The organism is Idiomarina abyssalis, assembly GCF_019797805.1.
Classification (GTDB): domain Bacteria; phylum Pseudomonadota; class Gammaproteobacteria; order Enterobacterales; family Alteromonadaceae; genus Idiomarina; species Idiomarina abyssalis.
Genome location: NZ_CP081832.1, coordinates 1,060,194 through 1,079,889, shown reverse-complemented (window position 1 = coordinate 1,079,889; position 19,696 = coordinate 1,060,194). Strand labels below are relative to the sequence as shown.

At 47.4% G+C, this 19,696-nt stretch carries 16 protein-coding genes; 7 read left to right on the top strand and 9 right to left on the bottom strand.

The window, feature by feature from the left end; translation table 11 throughout:
• The first annotated feature begins 42 nt into the window (after window positions 1-42).
• Entirely contained in the window at window positions 43-1,389 is a 1,347-nt protein-coding gene (locus tag K5X84_RS05080) for a KamA family radical SAM protein (RefSeq protein ID WP_054487361.1), read from the top strand.
• On the opposite strand, the gene kdsB is transcribed toward K5X84_RS05080, so the two are convergent.
• Genes kdsB through K5X84_RS05055 form a run of 5 tightly spaced genes read right to left on the bottom strand, consistent with a single transcriptional unit; the run spans window position 1,386 to window position 7,398 of the window.
• Window positions 1,386-2,147 carry a 3-deoxy-manno-octulosonate cytidylyltransferase gene (gene kdsB, locus K5X84_RS05075; RefSeq protein ID WP_054487360.1) on the bottom strand — a complete coding sequence of 254 codons (762 nt, stop codon included), beginning with the start codon at window positions 2,145-2,147 and terminating at the stop codon, window positions 1,386-1,388. The genes K5X84_RS05080 and kdsB overlap by 4 nt on opposite strands.
• Complete coding sequence (locus K5X84_RS05070; protein WP_054487358.1) at window positions 2,144-2,341, bottom strand: Trm112 family protein; 198 nt, start codon at window positions 2,339-2,341, stop codon at window positions 2,144-2,146. Before K5X84_RS05070 ends, kdsB begins: the two co-directional genes overlap by 4 nt.
• Window positions 2,331-3,317: a tetraacyldisaccharide 4'-kinase gene (gene lpxK / locus K5X84_RS05065; protein WP_222236836.1), complete on the bottom strand. Its 987-nt coding sequence runs from the start codon at window positions 3,315-3,317 to the stop codon at window positions 2,331-2,333. The genes K5X84_RS05070 and lpxK overlap by 11 nt, the downstream gene beginning before the upstream one ends.
• Entirely contained in the window at window positions 3,317-5,065 is a 1,749-nt protein-coding gene (gene msbA, locus K5X84_RS05060; RefSeq protein ID WP_199494799.1) for a lipid A export permease/ATP-binding protein MsbA, read from the bottom strand. The genes lpxK and msbA overlap by 1 nt, the downstream gene beginning before the upstream one ends.
• 35 nt (window positions 5,066-5,100) lie before the next feature.
• A complete protein-coding gene (locus tag K5X84_RS05055; protein ID WP_222236835.1) occupies window positions 5,101-7,398 on the bottom strand; it encodes a DNA internalization-related competence protein ComEC/Rec2 in 2,298 nt (765 codons plus the stop codon).
• Between the two features lie 50 nt (window positions 7,399-7,448).
• On the opposite strand from K5X84_RS05055, the gene K5X84_RS05050 reads away from it, so the two are divergent.
• The gene (locus K5X84_RS05050) at window positions 7,449-7,955 is read left to right on the top strand and encodes a DUF2062 domain-containing protein (protein WP_054487350.1); all 507 of its coding nucleotides are present in this window, start codon (window positions 7,449-7,451) and stop codon (window positions 7,953-7,955) included.
• A gap of 2 nt (window positions 7,956-7,957) precedes the next feature.
• Here the strand turns inward: K5X84_RS05050 and K5X84_RS05045 are convergent, their stop codons facing one another.
• From K5X84_RS05045 to K5X84_RS05035, 3 genes are read right to left on the bottom strand one after another with little or no spacing between them, the layout of a single operon-like run.
• Window positions 7,958-9,193, bottom strand: coding sequence for a lipoprotein-releasing ABC transporter permease subunit (locus K5X84_RS05045; protein WP_222236834.1), 1,236 nt, complete (start codon window positions 9,191-9,193; stop codon window positions 7,958-7,960).
• Window positions 9,193-9,879, bottom strand: coding sequence for a lipoprotein-releasing ABC transporter ATP-binding protein LolD (gene lolD, locus K5X84_RS05040; RefSeq protein WP_222236833.1), 687 nt, complete (start codon window positions 9,877-9,879; stop codon window positions 9,193-9,195). Before lolD ends, K5X84_RS05045 begins: the two co-directional genes overlap by 1 nt.
• Window positions 9,872-11,101 carry a lipoprotein-releasing ABC transporter permease subunit gene (locus K5X84_RS05035; protein WP_222236832.1) on the bottom strand — a complete coding sequence of 410 codons (1,230 nt, stop codon included), beginning with the start codon at window positions 11,099-11,101 and terminating at the stop codon, window positions 9,872-9,874. Before K5X84_RS05035 ends, lolD begins: the two co-directional genes overlap by 8 nt.
• Before the next feature lie 85 nt (window positions 11,102-11,186).
• Here K5X84_RS05035 and K5X84_RS05030 point away from each other — a divergent pair, with 85 nt between their 5' ends.
• The 5 genes from K5X84_RS05030 to K5X84_RS05010 are packed head-to-tail and all read left to right on the top strand — an operon-like array spanning window position 11,187 to window position 18,727.
• Window positions 11,187-11,816 carry a PilZ domain-containing protein gene (locus tag K5X84_RS05030; RefSeq protein WP_222236831.1) on the top strand — a complete coding sequence of 210 codons (630 nt, stop codon included), beginning with the start codon at window positions 11,187-11,189 and terminating at the stop codon, window positions 11,814-11,816.
• A 47-nt stretch (window positions 11,817-11,863) separates the two neighbouring features.
• Window positions 11,864-15,346, top strand: coding sequence for a transcription-repair coupling factor (gene mfd / locus K5X84_RS05025; protein WP_222236830.1), 3,483 nt, complete (start codon window positions 11,864-11,866; stop codon window positions 15,344-15,346).
• A gap of 15 nt (window positions 15,347-15,361) precedes the next feature.
• Window positions 15,362-16,459 carry a CsiV family protein gene (locus tag K5X84_RS05020; protein ID WP_222236829.1) on the top strand — a complete coding sequence of 366 codons (1,098 nt, stop codon included), beginning with the start codon at window positions 15,362-15,364 and terminating at the stop codon, window positions 16,457-16,459.
• Between the two features lie 17 nt (window positions 16,460-16,476).
• Window positions 16,477-16,956, top strand: a complete 480-nt coding sequence (locus K5X84_RS05015; protein WP_054487334.1) for a MarR family winged helix-turn-helix transcriptional regulator — start codon at window positions 16,477-16,479, stop codon at window positions 16,954-16,956.
• A 1-nt stretch (window position 16,957) separates the two neighbouring features.
• A complete protein-coding gene (locus K5X84_RS05010) occupies window positions 16,958-18,727 on the top strand; it encodes an ExeM/NucH family extracellular endonuclease (protein ID WP_222236828.1) in 1,770 nt (589 codons plus the stop codon).
• On the opposite strand, the gene K5X84_RS05005 is transcribed toward K5X84_RS05010, so the two are convergent.
• Window positions 18,631-19,683 (bottom strand): hypothetical protein, encoded by a 1,053-nt coding sequence (locus K5X84_RS05005; protein ID WP_222236827.1) that lies wholly within the window; start codon window positions 19,681-19,683, stop codon window positions 18,631-18,633. The genes K5X84_RS05010 and K5X84_RS05005 overlap by 97 nt on opposite strands.
• Window positions 19,684-19,696 lie beyond the last annotated feature (13 nt).

Genomic DNA, 19,696 nt, shown 5'->3' with positions numbered 1-19,696 from the left:
CAACGTGCTTTTAGCAGGTTGCAGATAATTACAGAGAGGCTTATGCAGCAAGTAGTCAATGTACAACAACCCATCATTACGCCACGTAAGTTCAAGGTATATCAGCATCGCCAGTTAGATAAAATTGAGGCGCTTAAAAAAGTTCCTGCTGACATGCGCTTTGAAATGAAGGTCGTTGCTAATGTCCTGCCGTTCAGAGTTAACGAGTATGTGTTTAATGAACTCATTGACTGGGAAAATGTACCCAATGACCCGCTGTTTCAACTAACATTTCCACAAAAGGATATGCTGGAGCCGTCTGCCTATCAGCGCATGGCGGATTTGATGTCAGGTAAACACACGACTAACGAAGTGTTTGACTTAGCAACTCAGCTACGTGATGAAATGAACCCTCACCCTGCTGGCCAAATGCAGATGAACGTCCCTCATGTTGACGGTGAACCTTTGCCTGGCATGCAGCATAAATACCGTGAAACGGTTTTATTTTTCCCGGCTCAGGGGCAGTATTGCCATTCTTACTGCACCTTTTGCTTCCGCTGGGCACAATTCGTGGGTAAAGCAACACGCTTTAACTCTAATGATGCCGATCAATTACATCGCTACTTAGCTCAGCACAAAGAAGTGACCGACCTACTGGTCACCGGTGGCGACCCTATGGTTATGCGCACACGTAAACTGGCTCACTACCTGGAAGACTTACTTAAACCAGAGTTTGAGCACATTAAGACCATACGTATTGGCACTAAGTCGCTGACCTTCTGGCCTTACCGCTTCATTACTGACCCGGACGCAGACGACATGCTGCGTCTATTAGAGCGTTTAGTTGCCGGCGGCAAACACGTATCCATTATGGCGCATTTAAACCACCCGAATGAACTGCGCACGGAAGTCTGTCAGGAAGCGATTCGTCGCCTGCGCGCTACCGGTGCACAAATACGCTGCCAGGCTCCACTGCTTAAACACATTAACGATGACCCCGATGTCTGGGCTTCTATGTGGGAGAAACAAGTACAGTTGGGTATGATCCCTTACTATATGTTTGTTGAGCGGGATACTGGTGCCAAACGTTACTTTGAAGTGCCACTGGAACGCACCTGGGAGATTTTCCAAAAGGCTTACCAACAGGTATCCGGCATTGCTCGCACGGTTCGCGGCCCCTCAATGAGTGCAGGCCCGGGTAAAGTGGAAGTTCAGGGTGTGACCGAAATTGCAGGCGAAAAAGTTTTTGCTTTGCGCTTTATTCAGGGACGCAACCCGGACTGGGTTCAACGCCCCTTCTTTGCTAAGTACGACCCGGATGCAACCTGGTTACATCAATTAAAGCCGGCTTTTGGAGAAGAAAAGTTCTTTTTCGAAGACGAATACTCAAAAATGGCAGCGATGGATTAACCATCGACTGCCCGTTCTCGTGCCCGCTGCAGGTCTTCTTCTGTATCAATACCAGCAGCCGGCGCGAGAATAGCTTCGGCCACGTGAATACGCTCCCCGTGCCAAAGCACTCGCAACTGTTCTAGGGATTCAAGCTGCTCTATAGGGCTAGCCTGCCACTCAATATAACGTCTGACAAAACCTGCCCGATAGGCATAAATACCAATGTGTCGGTGGTAATGATCGGCAATGACATTGGTATCCCGCTCTGCAGAAAAGTGCTCTCTGTCCCATGGAATAGCTGCACGGCTAAAGTACAGAGCGTATCCGGCCGCATCGGTAACCACTTTAACTGTATTCGGGTTGAAAATATCTTCAGCGTCGGTAATAGGAACGGCTAAAGTCGCCATAGGCGCCTGCCGTTGGTTGGCTAAGTTATCCGCAACCTGCCGAATAATTTCAGGCGGAATGAAAGGCTCGTCGCCCTGCACATTAACCACCACTTCGTTTTCCGCAAGCGCCAACTGTTCAATAACCTCAGCCAGTCGCTCAGTACCCGATGAATGTTCCGTTGAAGTCATCATGACTCGGCCGCCAAATTTCTCAACGCCCTCTTTTACCCTAAGATCATCAGTTGCGACAATCACCTCCGCAGCGCCACTGGCTTCAGCCCTTTCAACCACATGCTGAATCATTGGTTTACCACCTATGTCAGCCAAAGGTTTACCAGGCAGTCGGCTGGAGCCATAACGTGCGGGAATAACAACGGTAAAACTCATGAAGGAACCTTCTCTAACTCTTCTGCAGATAATTCACGGGCTTTATCGGCTAATAAAACCGGAATGTTTTCATCAATAGGATAAGCCAGTCGCTCGCCCCGACAGACCAGTTCATTTTTTTCGGCGTAGTAAGTCAGCTTACCTTTGCACTTAGGGCAAGCTAAAATCGCTAATGTATTTTTATCAATGGGCATTTTTCTTCCTTTCCAGCTCTGCCAGTAAGTTAGTTTTCATTATCTCGGGCAGTTGTGCTTCTATTGTTTGATAATACCAGTCCGGTTGCGCGAATGACTGACACTTTCCGGCATCTTTCTCTGTCATCAATATAGGCTTACCACTTAATTGAGAAAAGTCTTCTTCGCTAAAAACATGATGATCAGCAAATGCCTGACTTTTCTCAACTTGTACCCCTTGCTCAGACAAAGAGTTAAAAAATCGCTGGGGGTAACCAATACCGGCAACTGCATTAAAACTACTATCCGTTTCTAGCTCAACTTTTTCATCGTTATCAACCCGATACCAGTGACCTGGTTTAACATCCACTACATGACGCGCAAAAGCATGACGACCGTAATTAGAAATAACCCAGTCCGCACCTTTTAAACGCCATGGTCCTTCACGTAAAGGACCTGCCGGCAGCAACCAGCCATTTCCTGTGCCTCTTTCACCGTCAATCATAATCAGCTCAATGTCACGTTTTAATGCATAGTGCTGTAAACCATCATCACTAATAATAACATCGACTTCGGGATGTTGTTCGGACAGGAGTTGAGCGGCCTCGGCTCGTTTAGGTGCGATGACTACCGGACAATCGGTTCTCCGGCGCATAAGCAAAGGTTCATCTCCAACATCTGCGGCATTATCATTTTCTGCGATGGAATGAGGAAATGGACCTTTTGCACCATAACCACGGCTAATAATACCCGGCGTCCAACCCTCATCTTTCAGCCACTGGCATAGAGCAACCACCATTGGCGTTTTCCCTGTACCGCCAACGCTGATATTACCGACAACGATAACAGGCACTTCTGCTTTATAGCGTTTTATCAGGCCTAAATGGTAAAAACTGCGGCGCAGGTTGGTCAGTAGCCAAAACAGCAATGACAGCGGTGCCAGCAAAATTAAAAGAGGATGCAGGTTGGCTTTATACCACTGCTTTTGTAGCCACACTAGGCGCCTCCGCTAAACTGCAAGTTATGCAATTGATAATACGCGCCTTCGTGATCCAGTAACTGCTGATGGGTACCTCGCTCAACAATCTCGCCGTTATCCATTACGATAATTTCGTCCGCATTTTCAATGGTCGACAAGCGGTGTGCAATGACAATGGCGGTCCGGTTTTGACGCAAGGTGCCTAAAGCATCCTGAATATGACGTTCAGACTCGGTGTCCAGCGCCGATGTAGCTTCGTCCAGAATCAGAATAGGAGCGTCCTGCAGTAATGCACGAGCAATAGCAATACGTTGCCGCTGCCCTCCGGATAACATCACTCCGTTTTCGCCGACCATGGTGTCCAGACCTTTCGGCATGTTATCAGTAAACTCGGTAACGTAAGCCTGCTCTGCTGCTTTAGTGATTTGCTCCCGTGACAACTCTTTCGCTGCACCATAAGCAATATTATTAGCGATAGTGTCATTAAACAGGGTCACGTTTTGTGATACCAGCGCAAACTGGCGACGCAGGCATTTCAGTTTATAGTCGTTAATGTTGTAGCCGTCGAGCAAAATACGTCCCTGCTCGACATCATAAAATCGGGTCAGCAGGTTAGAAATCGTCGATTTACCACTGCCCGAGCGACCCACCAATGCAAGGGTTTTGCCTTGTTTTACGCTAAAATTAATTTGCTGAAGTGCTGGCTCATCATCTTTTTGATAAGCAAAAGTCACATCTTCAAAAACAATATCCCCGGCCGCACGATCAATAACTCGAGACCCTTTATCAATTTCAATGGGCTCATCAAGAATATCAAACACACTGGTAGCCGCGGCTATACCCCGCTGGAAATCACTGTTCACGTTCGTTAACTGTTTTAATGGGCGCAGCAACATAATCATGGCTGTCAGCAAAGTTGTAAATGCGCCGGCTGAAAGCTCTCCCAGCATCTCCGGAAAACTGGCAATAACCAAAACCATGGACAAGCTTAAAGAAGCGATGAACTGAATAACCGAAGTACTAATGGCCCGCGTATTAACCAGTTTCATATTCTGGTTACGGGTAATGTTATTGATCTCGGAGAAACGTGCAGACTCACCTTTTTGTCCTTGATGCATTACGACCACTTTGTGGCCATTAATCATCTGTTCAGCGGTTGTTGTAACATTGCCCATAGCCGTTTGGATACGACTACTGACTTTTCTGAAGCGCTTGGACACGACCCCAACAACTTTAGCAATTAAAGGACCTACAACCAAAAATACTAACGACAGTTGCCAACTTTGATAAAACATCAAGCCAAGCAAGCCAATAACAAACGCACCTTCCTTAATCAAAACCAGTAGCGCGCGGCTACTGGCTTCGGCTACTTGCTGAGTGTCATAAGTTATTTTCGAGATTAAGTCACCGGTTGAGTGCTGGTCGTGAAAGCTGACAGGCAGCTTCATCATATGGTCGAATAACTGCTGACGCATTTTAGTGACAACTTTAAAGCCAACCCAATGCAGGAAATAGCTGGAAGCTACGTTTAGTAACCCTCTAAGGATAAAAATAAAAGGAACAAAAAGCGCACCGTAGAGCAATATTTTAGAGTCTTGCTCAGTTAAACCGTCATCAATTAAAGTTTCTATTTGGGACAAAAATAAGGTATCAATGGCCGAATAGCCAATCATGCAGATAATAGCAAGGGTAAAGGCCGCTTTATAAGGTTTGATGTAACCTAACAAGCGCTTGAAGGTCGTCTTTTTTTTAATCTGAGAATCCATGTAGTCTCAATTAAGTCATTAACACTTTTGGTATTCTACCTGTTTTCAAAGGGTAACTCCAAACTCCATGTACTGCCGTCACTCACAATGGTTAATTGTCCACTCTTCATCGTCCCAAGCCAGGGGCTATTCTTTCGCGCAAGTCTTTCCAGAGTATATCGGTGGGGAAAACGGTACCCACGATGCCGACCATAGCTTATCAAGTAGATATCCGCATCTACGGCCTGCAATAATGGCCAACTGGTGGACGTTTTACTGCCGTGGTGCGGAACCAGCATGACATCGGACTCTATTTCAGCAGGGCTTCGCAACCGCTCTAACAGCATTTTCTCGGCAGGCATTTCAATGTCCCCGGGCAAAAGCACGGTAAAACTCCGGAATTGAACCCGTAAGACACAAGAACGATTATTTTTACTTAATGCGGTTGAACCTTGATATTCCCTCGAAGGCCATAGGACTCTCCATTGTAAGTCATTCCAGTGCCCCGTATCCCCCGCTAAACACGGTTTATTGCTGCCTTCCCCCTGCCACTGCAAATTGGGGTAGCGTCTTGATAAGAAATCACGCCCGCCATTGTGGTCACTGTCTCCATGGCTAATGAACGCAAGCTCCGGAACAAGTCCATGGTAATTCAAAAACGGTTCAATCACCGACTCGGCCACACTAAAACCGGAATTAAATTCAATACCTGTATCGACCAGCATGGCTCTGCCATTTCGCTCCAGCACTATAGCCTGGCTTTGCCCCACATCCAGAACGTGAAGGCGCAATTTCCCGTCTCTTTGATTTAGCAGCACCAAAACAGAAAGAGGCAAACATAAAAGCAGTACTGTGCGTTGCCAGGTGTTTTTAAGCGGCACCAGCAGCACGAGAATTAACGCAAACAAACCACCGAACCTTGCCTCACGGCTTACAGGCCAGGCATCTAATTGCAACCAGGTTACTGGCTGCTTCGCTAAAAAACCGATAAACGGATTCAAATGTACAATCGGAAGCTCTGCCAATTGCCAAAGTGTTGAAGCGAAACTTAAATCCAAAAGTACGGCAACCGTTCCGGCTAACGCCAATGGCAACAACCAAAAGCTTATAACCGGTAATACCAGCAAGTTAACTAACGGTGCCAGCAGCGAAAACCCGCCAAATAACAAAAACGACAAAGGTGCCATAACCACCAGTAACAACCACTGAACGGACCAAAGGCTTTTAATAGCAGAGAGTTTTCCGCGGGCTTTTTGCCAGCGCCAGCTTGCCAGGAACAATGCCGCAACCGCTGTAATCGAAAGCCAAAAGCCCGGATCCTGCAAAGCAAAAACATCAACCACAAGTACCGCAACAGTAACTCGTAACAGTAAACTTAGAGGTCTTAATTTCAGACTTAGCGTCAGGTGCAAAAGAACGACCAAAAACATGGCCAGCGCCCTTACTGTCGACACGGGAAAACCGGCCAGGACGGCATAACCTGTTACAGCAAAAGCCGCTAAAACTAGCGACCAGAAACGGCTGTTAATGAGCTCTCGGGTTTTCAGACCAACAGGGAGACAGCGAAAGCAGAGGCGAAAAAAGAATACAGCGGAAGCGGCAACCATCCCCAAATGTAAACCCGATATAGCCAGGCTGTGAGCCAAACCGGTTTTTTGCCAACTTTCCCGGGTTTGTCGGCTCAATAAGCTGCGTTCACCAATAGTTAAGGCAGCCAATATGCCTGGTTCGTTCAGATCACTCTGTTGTATCCAATCAAAGACTTTTTGCCGAAGACTGATATCAGAATCAAGCTTAACGCCCTCTTTAATACTTCCTATTGCGTGTATGTTATTGCGCAGCAAATATTGTCGATACCGAAAGCTCCCGTGGTTACGATAGTCTGTCGCTTCCTTTAAGCGCGCAACCAGCTGCCAGGTTTCTCCTGCTTTAGGGGCTTGTTTAAGGTTCGCCCGGTACCAGTTCAACCGGACTCTGGATTGCTTCCAAATAGGCAACGCGTTGTCTGACAGCGTTTTAACCCTGCCCGTTATCCGCACGTGGTAAGGGTAACTCCGGGATATTTCATCCACCTCGATATTGAGCTTAACGTCGGAATTGAGAAAAGACGCCGGTATTGCCCGTATATTTTGCCAATAAAGGTTGGCATTAGCCCATAAAATACCGCAAAATAACGCCATCAGTAGTCGTGCGATCGATCGCCGTTTTGCTTTTTTCGGGCCGGCCCCCATGCGGGTGTAAGCTATCGCCAAAAGTAGTAATGCGATAGTTGAAACAATCAGCCAGAATTTAATGTCAGAGTGAGTGAAGGCGAACAAAGTTCCGCCTGAAAACACGAGTAACCAGCGATCCATCGTTGCTCCTTCCTTGGGGCAGTAACAGGATAGGTAATAAACGTCACATTATGGCCAGACGCTTCATTAAACGCTTAATGCCTGATCACCAAAAAGTGCGAGAGTCAAAAGCGATCCGCTTATTTGGCAGCCTTTTGCATGACGCAAACTTGTGGCACCTGAACAGACGCTCGGCGTCAGGAGCCTTTGCGGTAGGCTTGTTCTGCGCTTTTATACCTGTTCCTTTTCAAATGTTATTAGCGGCAGCATCAGCAATTCCCTTTCGCGTAAATCTGCCACTCTCAGTTGGTCTGGTATGGGTCTCCAACCCTATTACCATGCCCCCCATGTTTTACCTTTGCTACCTGGTAGGAAATGCTCTGTTAGCAGAACCACCACAGCCCTTTGCTTTTGAAGCCAGTTGGGAGTGGTTAATGCACAGTATTTCAACCATAGGTCCGGCTTTCTTGCTTGGCTGTTTGGTTTTAGGAACGTTATCCAGCTTTATTGGTTACATTGGTATTCGTCTGCTGTGGCGCCAGTCTGTGGTCAAAGCCTGGCGCCGCCGTAACCCTTAAAATTAAATGCTTTGGTGTAAAGCTTTAGCCGGTTCAACTTTCACTGCTCTCCAGGCCGGATAAAGAGTCGCAAGCAAGCTCATTAGTAGTGCTACCCCCGCCACCAGAAAAACATCCGACCAAATCCATTCAGAAGGCACTTCACCGACAAAGTAGATATCGCTGGAAAGCACATCAAAATTAAACCAGGTTTCCAGCGTCAACATAATACTGGGTAAAAATTGGGCCAGCAGTATTCCGCAAACACACCCGATAACAACGCCATACAACCCGTTCATAACACCCTGCAGAACAAAAGACTGCAATAAGGTTTTGTCTTTCATACCCAAGGTTTTCAGCATTGCGATTTGGCTGCGTTTTTTGGCGACCGTCATAATTAACGTCGATACAATGTTAAAACAGGCAACCGCCATAACCAGAATGAGAACGAGATAGACCACCCAGCGCACAAGTTCAATATCGCGATACAAATGCCCGTGACTTCGCGTCCAGTCGTCAAGGTACACCAGTTCAGGCAGTTCATTACCCACTTGTCTGGCCACAGCCGGCGCAGAAAACACATCTTTTACCCGCAATCGGACAGAACTGACATCGCGGGCAAAATCCAGCTCATTTATCGCTGTATCGAGTGAAACGTAAGCGTTGTGGTAATCAATTTGCCCACCAAACTGAAAAAGCCCCGTCACTTGCAGCCTGACACGCTCGGGAGAGCGAAAACCTCGTTCCGATTTTTCGGGGGTTAACAACGAAACCGAGTCGCCTACTTTTAGCTCCAGTTTTTCCGCCAACCCGGCACCTAATAGCAAGCCGCCCTTTTGCTGCCAGCGCTGCCAGTCTTCCTTACTGACGTAGTCCGATAAAGAAGAAACTTTTTGTTCATGCTCTGCCGAAACGCCCCGAACCTGAATGCCATGAAATGTCGACTGGGTTTGTACCATTACCGTGGCATTGACGCCCGGTGCGGTAGCAACAACCTGAGGGTTCCGCTCAGCAATTTCTGCCACTAGCTCCCAGTCATCCAAAGCCCCCTCAACGGCACTGTATTCAATCTGAGGTACAACCGCTAAGAGCTTATTCTGTAACACCTGGTTGAAGCCATTCATCATTGACAGTGCTGCAATTAATACTGCACACCCAAGGGCAATACCAATAGTTGATGATGCCGATATAAACGACAAGAAGCCTTGCTTCGCTGTTCCCTGACGAAAGCGACGGGCAATTAACCAGGCAAGCCGCATTAGTCTTCTTCCTTATGCAAAACACCGTTCTTCAAGACTTCGACACGCTGCAGTTGCTCTGCCAGATGCAAATCATGGGTTACCACAATAAAAGCCGTGTTGGTTTCTTTATTCAACTCCAGCATTAATTGATAAATACTCTCTGCGGCCTCGCCGTCGAGATTACCGGTAGGCTCGTCAGCAAGCACAATTTGCGGTTTATTCACAAAAGCCCGGGCAATAGCGACCCGCTGACGTTCTCCCCCCGACAACTGCGCAGGCCGATGAGATAATCTATGCTCTAAACCTACCCTTGCCAGTAATTGCTTTGCCTGCTGCTTTGCCTCGGCCGGACTTTTACCCGCTATCATTTGCGGCATTGCGACATTTTCCAGTGCCGAAAACTCGGGCAGCAAATGGTGGAATTGATACACAAACCCAAGGTTCTGATTACGCCACTGCGCCAGTTTGTCGGCTTTCCAGTGCGTCATTTCATCAGTTTTATAAAACAATTGTCCGCCGGAAGCTTTATCCAAGCCCCCCAACAAGTGCAGCAAAGTACTTTTCCCCGAGCCGGAGGTTCCGACTACAGCCACCATCTCGCCAGCCTGAAGGCTAAAGTCTATATCTTTTAAAACGGTCACTTCATTATTACCGTCCTGATACGATTTACTCAGTTTTGAGCAACGCAACAGCGCGTCAGTCATAGCGTAATGCCTCCGATGGTTGAACATGAGCTGCCTGTGAAGCCGGGTATAATGTTGCCACCAGAGTTAACAGAATTGCAGCAACAGCCGTAGCAGTAACCTGGAAAAGGTTGATGATAATAGGTAAGCCTTCCTCGGTGCCTGAAACTATATGAGCCCCGAATAAATCCAGAATGTCATTTAAATACCAACTCAAAAGAAGTCCTAAAATAATACCTAACAAAGACCCAAGAACGCCGTTATAAAGCCCCTGAAGTAAGAAAACCGTGCGAATACGGCCGTTAGATAAACCCAGTGTTTGCAGTATGGCAATGTCATGGCGCTTATCATTTATGACCATAACCAGGGCAGACAATGTATTAAATGCAGCCACAGCAATGATCAAGGCCAGCATTAGCCACATCATGCGTTTTTCCATGCCAACAGCCTCAAACAACTGCCCATAACTTTGGCGCCAGTCATCAACACTTAACTCGGTTTGATTACGCAGGGTTTGAGCAACTTGTGGGGCATCAAAGGCATCTTTTAGAAACAGCTGCAGGCCGGTCACTTTGCCTTCGGGAAGACGGATTAATCGCGCCAGGTCGTCACCGTGGGCGAACACAACCGACTCATCAACTTCGGAGCCCATAGCGAATAAACCACTGACGACAAAGCGACGTTGCGAAGGTACCAGTCCAAAGGGTGTGTAAACGCCACCCTGCGCGGCAATCACTCTGACAGTATCACCCGGGGCGATACCTTGTTTTTGTGCCAGCCGCTGACCAATAACCAAGTGGTAGCTTCCGGGCTCCAGACTTTCCCAGTTGCCGGCAACCATCTTGTCGATAAGTGAAGGCGGCAATGCGCCCTTGTCCGGGTAGACGCCCTGTATATTGGCAACGGACATTTTATCCGATATTTGCAGTATGCCCTGCGTTTGTACAAAAGGGACAGAACCCTTTATTGTCGCCAGTTCAGGCAGTTGTTGTTGAACCTCCTGCCAGTTGCTTAGCTGCGTGCTACTGTCCGGATCCGTTACAGTGACCTGGGGCACGGCACCTAAAATGCGGCTTTTCAACTGTCCTTCAAAGCCATTCATAACCGACATAACAACCACTAGCGCCATTACGCCCAGCGCAATACCTGCAAAAGCAAAGCGGTTAATAAATGCCGTAAAGGCAGAGCCCTGCCTTGCCCGGCTGTAACGCAGGCCAATAAACAGCACAACCGGCTGAAACATATACCCTCAATTATTTGATGGTTGCTAATTCATAACGAGCAAGGATAATGAGTTGTATTGAGCCTGACAACTAAAAGCCGAAACAATGACGCAATCGCAGACATCAATGACATCGCCAATAGGAGATTTCTTCACGGTAAGAGATCACTTCCCGGTCAATTTAATTGCGCTAGATTCGGCTGACAATATACCGGACGAAGACGCGTTTATTGCCGAGATCCCGGAACTGTTTACTATTGCATCCAGTATGGCTGAAAGTGATCAGCAACAACTGCAAAGCATTAAAGTTGAACAGTCGTCAGGCAGCGCGCTGGTCGCTTTTCTTGAGCAGCAGCACAAGCGTATGAACATATTACTCGGTTATATGCTCCGTAATGAGGATGACCCCAAATACCGGTTTGAGGGTGTTGAATATGGCGGCGGCGGCATTCGTATTGTCAATGACTCGCCATTAACAGAAGACCAGACGTTCCAGGCCAAATTGTTCTTCAAAGAAGAAGCTCTGGCAATTTACTGCTACCTGAGAGCTGAAAAGTCAGAGCCTGAAGAAAATGGTGATACTTACCTTTGCACTCTTAGCTTTGCTCAAATTCGGGAGGAAGATCAGGAACTCTTGATTCGTGCCAGCCTTCATGCCCAAAGCCGCCAGCTTAAAGAACGTTCAAAACAGCGCAGGGAACAAAAAGAAAGCGACTCCTTGTCATCCAAATCCTGATTGATTTCGGTATAATACCGACGTTTTTCCAAACCAGTTGAGTAGTCATGACTAAGGCATCTGTATTAAGACCCCCTTTCCCACCGGCAGCGAATAAAGATCTCACCTGGCAGGAACTGCACGGCAGTGCCCCTGCACTGGCCATTGCTAAGCTAATTGATGCGACTCCGGGGCGGGTGCTAATTGTTACTGCAGATGCTAACCAGGCCTACCGATTAGAACAGGAAATTAAATATTTTGCCGGTGAACACACCGAGTATCATGACGACATAACGCTTTTCCCTGACTGGGAAACGCTGCCTTACGACAGCTTTTCTCCGCATCAGGACATTATATCTGATCGTTTGCGTGTGTTAGCACGCCTTCCGGAAGCTAAGCGTGGCGCACTGATTGTCAGTATTAATACCTTGCTCCACCGCATTGCACCAACGTCTTTTGTTCAGGGTCAAGCACTACAAATTGAGAAAGGCCAGCAACTCGACAGCTTGAAGCTGCGGCAGCAATTGGAAAATGCAGGTTACCGCCACGTAAACCAGGTTATGGAACATGGTGAATTCAGCGCCCGGGGGTCAATCTTGGACCTTTATCCTATGGGCAGCCAGACCCCATACCGGCTCGATTTTTTCGATGACGAAGTTGATAGTATCAGGCCTTTTGACCCGGAAACTCAGCTATCGAAAGACCCTATAGAGGGCATTAATTTACTGCCCGCGCACGAGTTCCCGTTAACCAAAACGGCAATTGAACGCTTCCGCGCAAACTACCGCGAACACTTTGAAGCAAGTACTGAACGCGAATCGGTCTATCAGCAAGTCAGTAAGGGTCAGTTACCCGGCGGGATTGAATACTATCTCCCACTATTTTTTGAAGAAACAGCAAGCTTATTTGATTATCTTCCGGACGACACCGTACTGGTTACCTTCGGCAATATTCAGGCAAGCCTGGAGCGCCTCTGGCAGGATATTAATCATCGCTACGATCAACGCCAGTTTGATCCGTTACGGCCATTGTTACACCCTAATGAACTGTTTCTTCCGGTCGATAATATTCACGCTGGTTTCAAGCAGTACCGTCGAGTGCGAGCCAACGTACCGGCAGAAATGGCACAACCCGGGCCGACACCGTTTCTGACAGAAGCCGTTACAGAAATAGCTGCGGATCACCAGCAAAAACAGCCTTTTGCCAAACTGAAAACCAAATTAGAACAGGCGTTAGCAAATAACGACAAGGTTCTGCTTTCCGCTGAGAGCGCAGGCCGTCGTGAAGCTCTGCGTGAAATTGTCAGCAAGCTCGGTTTTCCGGTTACGCTTTGCTCAGGTCTTGAAGAGTGTCCGACCAAACAAGTCGGCTTAATTATCAGCCCCATTATTAACTCGTTTTATTTACCCGATGCCAAACTCTGGTTTATTACCGAAACTGAACTGTTTGGTAACCGCGTGGTACAAAGCCGCCGACGCCAGCAAAAAGCCACTGTCAGCGCCGATACGCTCATTCGCAATTTAGCAGAACTGCAGGCCGGTCAGCCGGTTGTTCACCTGGACCACGGCGTTGGCCGCTATCAGGGGTTGACGACTCTCGATGCCGGTAATGTCACCACGGAATTTGTCACCATTGAGTACGCAGGTGGCGCCAAACTTTATGTTCCGGTCGCTAACCTGAATGTTTTAAGCCGCTACAGTGGCGGTGAAGAAAGCCATGCACCTTTAAATAAACTGGGTAATGACAGTTGGGAAAAAGCCAAAAAACGTGCTGCAGAAAAAGTGCGAGACGTTGCGGCTGAACTGCTCGATATTTACGCCCGTCGTGAAGCTAAGCCCGGCTATGCATTTAATATTAACGAAGAAGACTACCAACGTTTTGCCGCCGGCTTTCCGTTTGAAGAAACCATTGACCAGCAGGCCGCAATTGATGCTGTGAAACAGGATATGCAACAGCCACGGGCAATGGACCGGTTGGTATGCGGCGACGTGGGCTTTGGTAAAACCGAAGTGGCCATGCGCGCGGCCTTTATTGCCGTTAATGAAGGTAAACAAGTGATGGTGCTGGTTCCAACCACCCTGCTGGCCCAGCAACATTATGAGAACTTTAGCGACCGTTTTGCTGATCAGGCCATTCGGGTTGAAGTGCTCTCACGCTTTAAAACCGCAAAACAGTCGAAAGGCATTCTTGAAGATTTATCTAACGGCAAAGTCGATATTGTTATTGGTACGCACAAGTTACTGCAAGACAATGTTAAGTGTCATGACTTAGGTCTGCTCATTGTCGACGAAGAACATCGCTTTGGTGTAAGACAAAAAGACACGATTAAACGCCTGCGCGCTGACGTAGATATTCTGACGCTAACAGCTACGCCTATTCCACGTACCCTGAATATGGCCATGAACAACATTCGTGACCTGTCAATTATAGCCACGCCACCAGCTAAGCGACTGGCAGTAAAAACCTTTGTCCGCGAATACGACGAGCCAACGGTTCGGGAAGCCATATTACGTGAGATTCTGCGCGGTGGTCAGGTTTATTTCTTACACAATAATGTCGACACTATTGAAAAAACCGCGGCCGATATTGAAACCCTGGTTCCGGAAGCCCGTGTTGTGGTTGCTCACGGACAAATGCGTGAGCGTGATCTGGAACGCATCATGTCGGACTTCTATCATCAGCGCTTTAATGTGCTGGTTTGTACCACCATTATTGAAACCGGTATCGATATACCCAGCGCCAACACCATTATTATGGACAGGGCTGATCACCTGGGTCTGGCACAGATGCACCAGCTGCGGGGCCGCGTTGGACGCTCCCATCATCAGGCTTATGCGTACTTATTGACGCCACACCCCAAACGCATGACCAAAGACGCACACAAGCGCCTCGAAGCCATTTCTCAGCTTGAAGATCTGGGCGCGGGCTTTATGCTCGCAACTCACGACTTAGAAATTCGTGGTGCCGGTGAGCTACTTGGAGACGATCAAAGCGGCCAAATTGAAAGCATTGGTTTTACTCTATACATGGACATGCTGGAGCAAGCGGTTAAAGCCTTAAAAGAAGGTAAAGAACCCGCTCTTGCGCAACTGCTGCATGAACGTGCTGAGATTGACTTAAAACTTCCGGCGCTTTTACCTGAAGCTTACATACCAGACGTTAATAACCGTTTAAGCTTGTACAAACGAATAGCCAACTGTGAAACCAGTAAAGAACTGGATGATTTGCAGGTGGAATTAATTGACCGTTTTGGGCTACTTCCGGACGCAGCCAAGAACTTGATGCGCCAAACACAACTGCGTAATAATGCCGAGCATTTGGGTATCCGTAAAATTGATATTGGTAATCAGGGCGGCATTATTGAGTTTGCCGACGATACAAAAATTAACCCGGAAATTATTATAGGGTTGATTCAAAAAGCGCCCAATTACTACAAACTGGATGGCCCGAACCGTTTACGTTTAAGTCAGTCACTGGAAGATACTCAAAGTCGGTTAAAACTGGTAGAGTCTCTGTTAGAAGAGTTTGCAGAACAATCTCAGGCGGCGTAACACAGGAGTGAATAAATGGCGCTGGTTCATCGTGGATTAAAATCGGTACTGGGTTTAACAACAGCACTAATGACATTAGTTTCTGTTGATGCGGTAGCTCAGTCTGATAAAGACTACTGGCGCTGGTTTGAAGTTGAAGTTCTGGTCTTTAAACAGACCATCACCGACCAGTCCGGTGAGACTTTTCCTTTGACCATACAACCAATAGCCGTTAATCAAAGCCGGGATTTGCTGACCAGTTACCATAGCCTACAGAACCGCCGCCTACGCAGCGCTTTGCCGGTTTGCGAGCCACTTTCAGATAATCAGTGGCAAATTGATATTGCTTGCCAATATGAAAACGAAGACCAATGGATACCCATTACCGGGAACCCTTTTGCCCCAGTTCATGCGTTGTCAGAGCTCAGTAATACTGAGGTTGTCATTGACGGCCCTGGTGGTGACATTCAGACAGCTTCACAACCTTTTTTAATGCCAAAAGACGTTTTAGAGCTAACGCCTGTTAGTGAAGAGTTGGAGCGCAAAGGTCAAGGTAAACCGTTACTTCACCTGGCCTGGCGCCAACCCGTTTTTAAACGTGGCGAAAGTCGTAAGTTTCGACTCTATGGCGGCAAAAACTACAGCGAAACGTTTTTCTACAATGGCTTTCCAAGAGAACAAGAAGAACTTACTACGCCATTATCAAACGCCAGCCAGAAACAGCGGATGGATAATATTGAGTACCTTTTGTCGGCTATAGAGCAAGGCTCAGAACCTTTTAATCCGTTAAACGAAAGAACACCGGTACGTCCTCCTTTAATAGCAGCAGGCCACCCCAGCCTGGCGTGGGAGTTCGATGGACTCATCGATATTTTCCTGGTTGGTAATTACCTGCATATTGATGGCGAATTTAATCTGCGTGAAAAAGACAAAATAAAACAACTCGCCAACGACATCGAAACGCAGGCATCGCTGGCCTTAAACAACGCAAACGAACAAACACCGTATCTGCGTAGTTTCTATTTCTCACAGTTAAGACGGGTTATCAGTCACGAGACACATTACTTTGATCACCCTAAGCTGGGTGTTGTGGTTCAAATTCGCCGTACTGACCTGTCAGCTCCACGGTACTAGTTGGTTTCGGGGAAACTATGGAAAAGTATGAAGAGTTACTACTGGCACTTAGGAAAGTCATTCGTGCAATCGACTTATATTCTAAACAACTCAACAAATATTCCGGATTAACAGGACCTCAGCTGCTCATTTTACGTGAAATTAATGCCGCAAATGGCATTACGGCCAGTAAAGTTGCGCAGAATATCAATTTAAGTCCCGCTACTGTTTCGAATGTTATCGAACGTCTGGAACACCGTAACCTCATCCACAGACACCGAAGTGAACAGGATAAACGCCGGGTTTCTCTGTACCTTACTGAACAGGGCTTAAATTTACTAGAAAAAGCACCTCAACCCCTTCAGGAAGATTTTATTGAGAAATTTCAGGCATTGGACGAGTGGGAGCAATCGCTATTGCTTTCATCGATGCAAAGAATTGCCAATATGATGGACGCAGAACGTCTGGACGCAGCGCCCGTGCTCGAAGTTGGAAGCTATCACAAACTGGATAATTAAAATGAATAAACAACTATTTACTCTGCTACCGGTTCTCTTTTTCTCGGGCGCAGCGGTTGCTGATATTTGTGACAATGAAAATGAAGTTACCCCTATAGCCCAAATTCAAGGGGAAAACGAACAGTCCAGTCTAATTGACCAACAAGTCACCGTGCGCGGCATTGTAACGGCTAGTTGGCAAACCGATGAGCAGCTTAGCGGCTTTTTCATACACAGCTTTGCTGAGGATATGGATGATAACCCTGCTACCTCAGAAGGCTTATTTGCCGTTACAGAAAAGCATCATTCCAGTGTCGATATCGGTGAACAAGTGCAGCTAACCGGTAAGGTCACCGAGCGCTCGCAGTTAACGTCTTTGGTTGATATATCGAGTATAACAACTTGTGGTGACGCCGAGTCGCTCCCGGGCATAACCGACTTAAAACTGCCGGTTCAATCGCTGGCTGAGTTAGAAGCTTTAGAAGGTATGCCGGTAAAGCTATCTGCCTCCTCAGCTAATGAGTTAACAATATCAGGGCATTATAACTATCCACGCCATGGCTATTTTGACGTGTCTTCTGGTCGTTTATGGACACCAACACAAATCGTTATGCCGGGCCAGGACGCTAAACGTCAAGCTGAAGAAAACCAATTGAATCGACTTCAGGTGGACGATAACAGCAATGTCGTTGAACCCAGCCCTTTACCTTTTTCAAACCTTTGGCACGGCAAACAAAACAGCTTACGTTCAGGAGCCACTATAGCCAGTTTTAGCGGTATCATCAGTCAGTTCAATAATGCGTATAGAGTTCAGCCAACTGAAGATTTAACGTTAGAGAGTTCATCCAAACAGCCTCAGTTACCTGAAAAAGCCAATGATTCTGTGCGAATTGCAAGCTTTAACGTTCTCAACTTCTTTAACGGAAATGGTTCAGGCCAGGGCTTCCCCACACCAAGAGGTGCAGACAATAAGGAGCAAATGAAACGTCAGTTGCAAAAAATTGTTGCCGCATTAACCGCTCTTGATGCTGACATTGTCGGTTTGATGGAACTCGAAAACGATGGCTTTGGTGAGCGTAGTGCTATATTCCAACTGGTCGAAGCACTGGAAAAAGCTTCCGGCAAAGAGTACGAAGTTGCTGAGCCCCGGGCTGAAAAAATTGGTACGGATCAAATTACCGTTGGTATTATTTATCAACCCAAACGGGTTAAGCCGAGTTCACACGCACTCCTCACTCGTCAGGGCCCATTTTCATGGGGCAGCAGACCACCACTAGCACAGCGTTTTATTGATAGAAACACAGATAGCGAATTCAGCGTCATTGTTAATCACTTTAAGTCGAAAGGCAGCTGTCCGGAAGACTCTGACAGTCCTAATAGCAATAAGAACGATGGCCAGGCCTGTTGGAATGACTTACGTCTTAAATCATCCCAGCAGCTGCTGGCATGGATTTCTGAAGAGTCATTAGCAAGCCCGGTGTTATTAGGCGACTTCAACGCTTATTACCATGAAGACCCTATTCGCTACTTTAGTGAAAATGGCTTCCATAACCCTTCGGATGCTACAGATTACTCTTATGTATATGACAGTCAGGCGGGTTCCCTGGATCATATCTTTGTAGCCAATTCGCTGGAAAGTAAGGTTAAGGGAGTTTACCACTTACCCTTTAACGCAGATGAGCCATGGGTTTACGACTATCGTGATGAGACGTACTTTTCTGACGGCCCCTTCCGTTCTTCAGACCATGATCCGCTGGTGCTTGATTTACGTTTTTCCGGATCGGGCATGTAGGCGTTATCGGTTCCAAAGTGAACTTCAAACTCAATACCGACTAACCACTGGCCACTGCGTTGCTCTGTAACTTCGCTACGAGGCCAGTGGTAGCCAACCCAGGCTTCGGCAAAAAACCATTCACGCAAGTAGCGCTGGCGATTTAGAAAACGTACGCCATAGTCCTGAATAGGCACAGCATGATCCGTATTGCCCTCTATCCAGGTTTCAGTTGCCCAGGCTTTATCCTCACCATAAAGGTGATACAGACGTGCCGTGCTGCTCCAGCGCAGTCCATGAGTTTCTTCGGCAAAGGTTCCTATCGAGGCCCAGCGAACAAGCCAGGTATCGGTTAACGTGGCTTCGTAATCGACCCGTTGTGCAACGCCGAAACCGTCGCTGTCCCTCCAGAAAACGGAAGACTGAGTACGAACTTGTTGGTTATCAGAAAAAACAAAACCCGTCATATAACGCGCCCGGGCGTAGGTATCAAAGCGTAACCCCCCGCGAATACCAATGCTGTATGACATTCTATGAGCCTCATTAATTTCCGGGTCAAAACCCAGACCCACCAGCCATTCTTCATCAGACTGCGGTGAGCGAATAACAGAAGGCCTGCCTGCTGAATCATCATCCAGAAATTCGTTTTCATCCACTCGGCCAATAAAGGCTGAAAAGTTTTCTTTTAGCTTAGGCAGCGCCACTCGCGCTCTAAAACGTGACTTCACTTCAAAGCCGTCATACTGGTCCCACTGAGGCGCCACCGACAGCCGTCCGTACGAACGTTCGTACCGACCTATACTTTCATCACCAAATAATCCGTCAAACCAACGTGCTGTGGCATCGACAGATGATCCCAGGCCGCTGCGAAACTGATCCAGCCACATGCCCTCATCTTCTTCATCTGACTGCTGAACAGCAACGGCAGATTGACAGCTAAGGCTAAAAATAAAAACGAACCAAGTAATCTTTTTCATGTTGAATAGTCTA

Coding starts and splice junctions, on each gene's coding strand:
- K5X84_RS05055 (WP_222236835.1), bottom strand. CDS start 7,398: ATGGATCGCTGGTTACTCGTGTTTTCAGGCGGAACTTTGTTCGCCTTC.
- K5X84_RS05030 (WP_222236831.1), top strand. CDS start 11,187: ATGACGCAATCGCAGACATCAATGACATCGCCAATAGGAGATTTCTTC.
- K5X84_RS05035 (WP_222236832.1), bottom strand. CDS start 11,101: ATGTTTCAGCCGGTTGTGCTGTTTATTGGCCTGCGTTACAGCCGGGCA.
- K5X84_RS05020 (WP_222236829.1), top strand. CDS start 15,362: ATGGCGCTGGTTCATCGTGGATTAAAATCGGTACTGGGTTTAACAACA.
- K5X84_RS05015 (WP_054487334.1), top strand. CDS start 16,477: ATGGAAAAGTATGAAGAGTTACTACTGGCACTTAGGAAAGTCATTCGT.
- lolD (WP_222236833.1), bottom strand. CDS start 9,879: ATGACTGACGCGCTGTTGCGTTGCTCAAAACTGAGTAAATCGTATCAG.
- msbA (WP_199494799.1), bottom strand. CDS start 5,065: ATGGATTCTCAGATTAAAAAAAAGACGACCTTCAAGCGCTTGTTAGGT.
- K5X84_RS05080 (WP_054487361.1), top strand. CDS start 43: ATGCAGCAAGTAGTCAATGTACAACAACCCATCATTACGCCACGTAAG.
- K5X84_RS05070 (WP_054487358.1), bottom strand. CDS start 2,341: ATGCCCATTGATAAAAATACATTAGCGATTTTAGCTTGCCCTAAGTGC.
- mfd (WP_222236830.1), top strand. CDS start 11,864: ATGACTAAGGCATCTGTATTAAGACCCCCTTTCCCACCGGCAGCGAAT.
- K5X84_RS05005 (WP_222236827.1), bottom strand. CDS start 19,683: ATGAAAAAGATTACTTGGTTCGTTTTTATTTTTAGCCTTAGCTGTCAA.
- K5X84_RS05045 (WP_222236834.1), bottom strand. CDS start 9,193: ATGCGGCTTGCCTGGTTAATTGCCCGTCGCTTTCGTCAGGGAACAGCG.
- K5X84_RS05010 (WP_222236828.1), top strand. CDS start 16,958: ATGAATAAACAACTATTTACTCTGCTACCGGTTCTCTTTTTCTCGGGC.
- kdsB (WP_054487360.1), bottom strand. CDS start 2,147: ATGAGTTTTACCGTTGTTATTCCCGCACGTTATGGCTCCAGCCGACTG.
- K5X84_RS05050 (WP_054487350.1), top strand. CDS start 7,449: ATGGCCAGACGCTTCATTAAACGCTTAATGCCTGATCACCAAAAAGTG.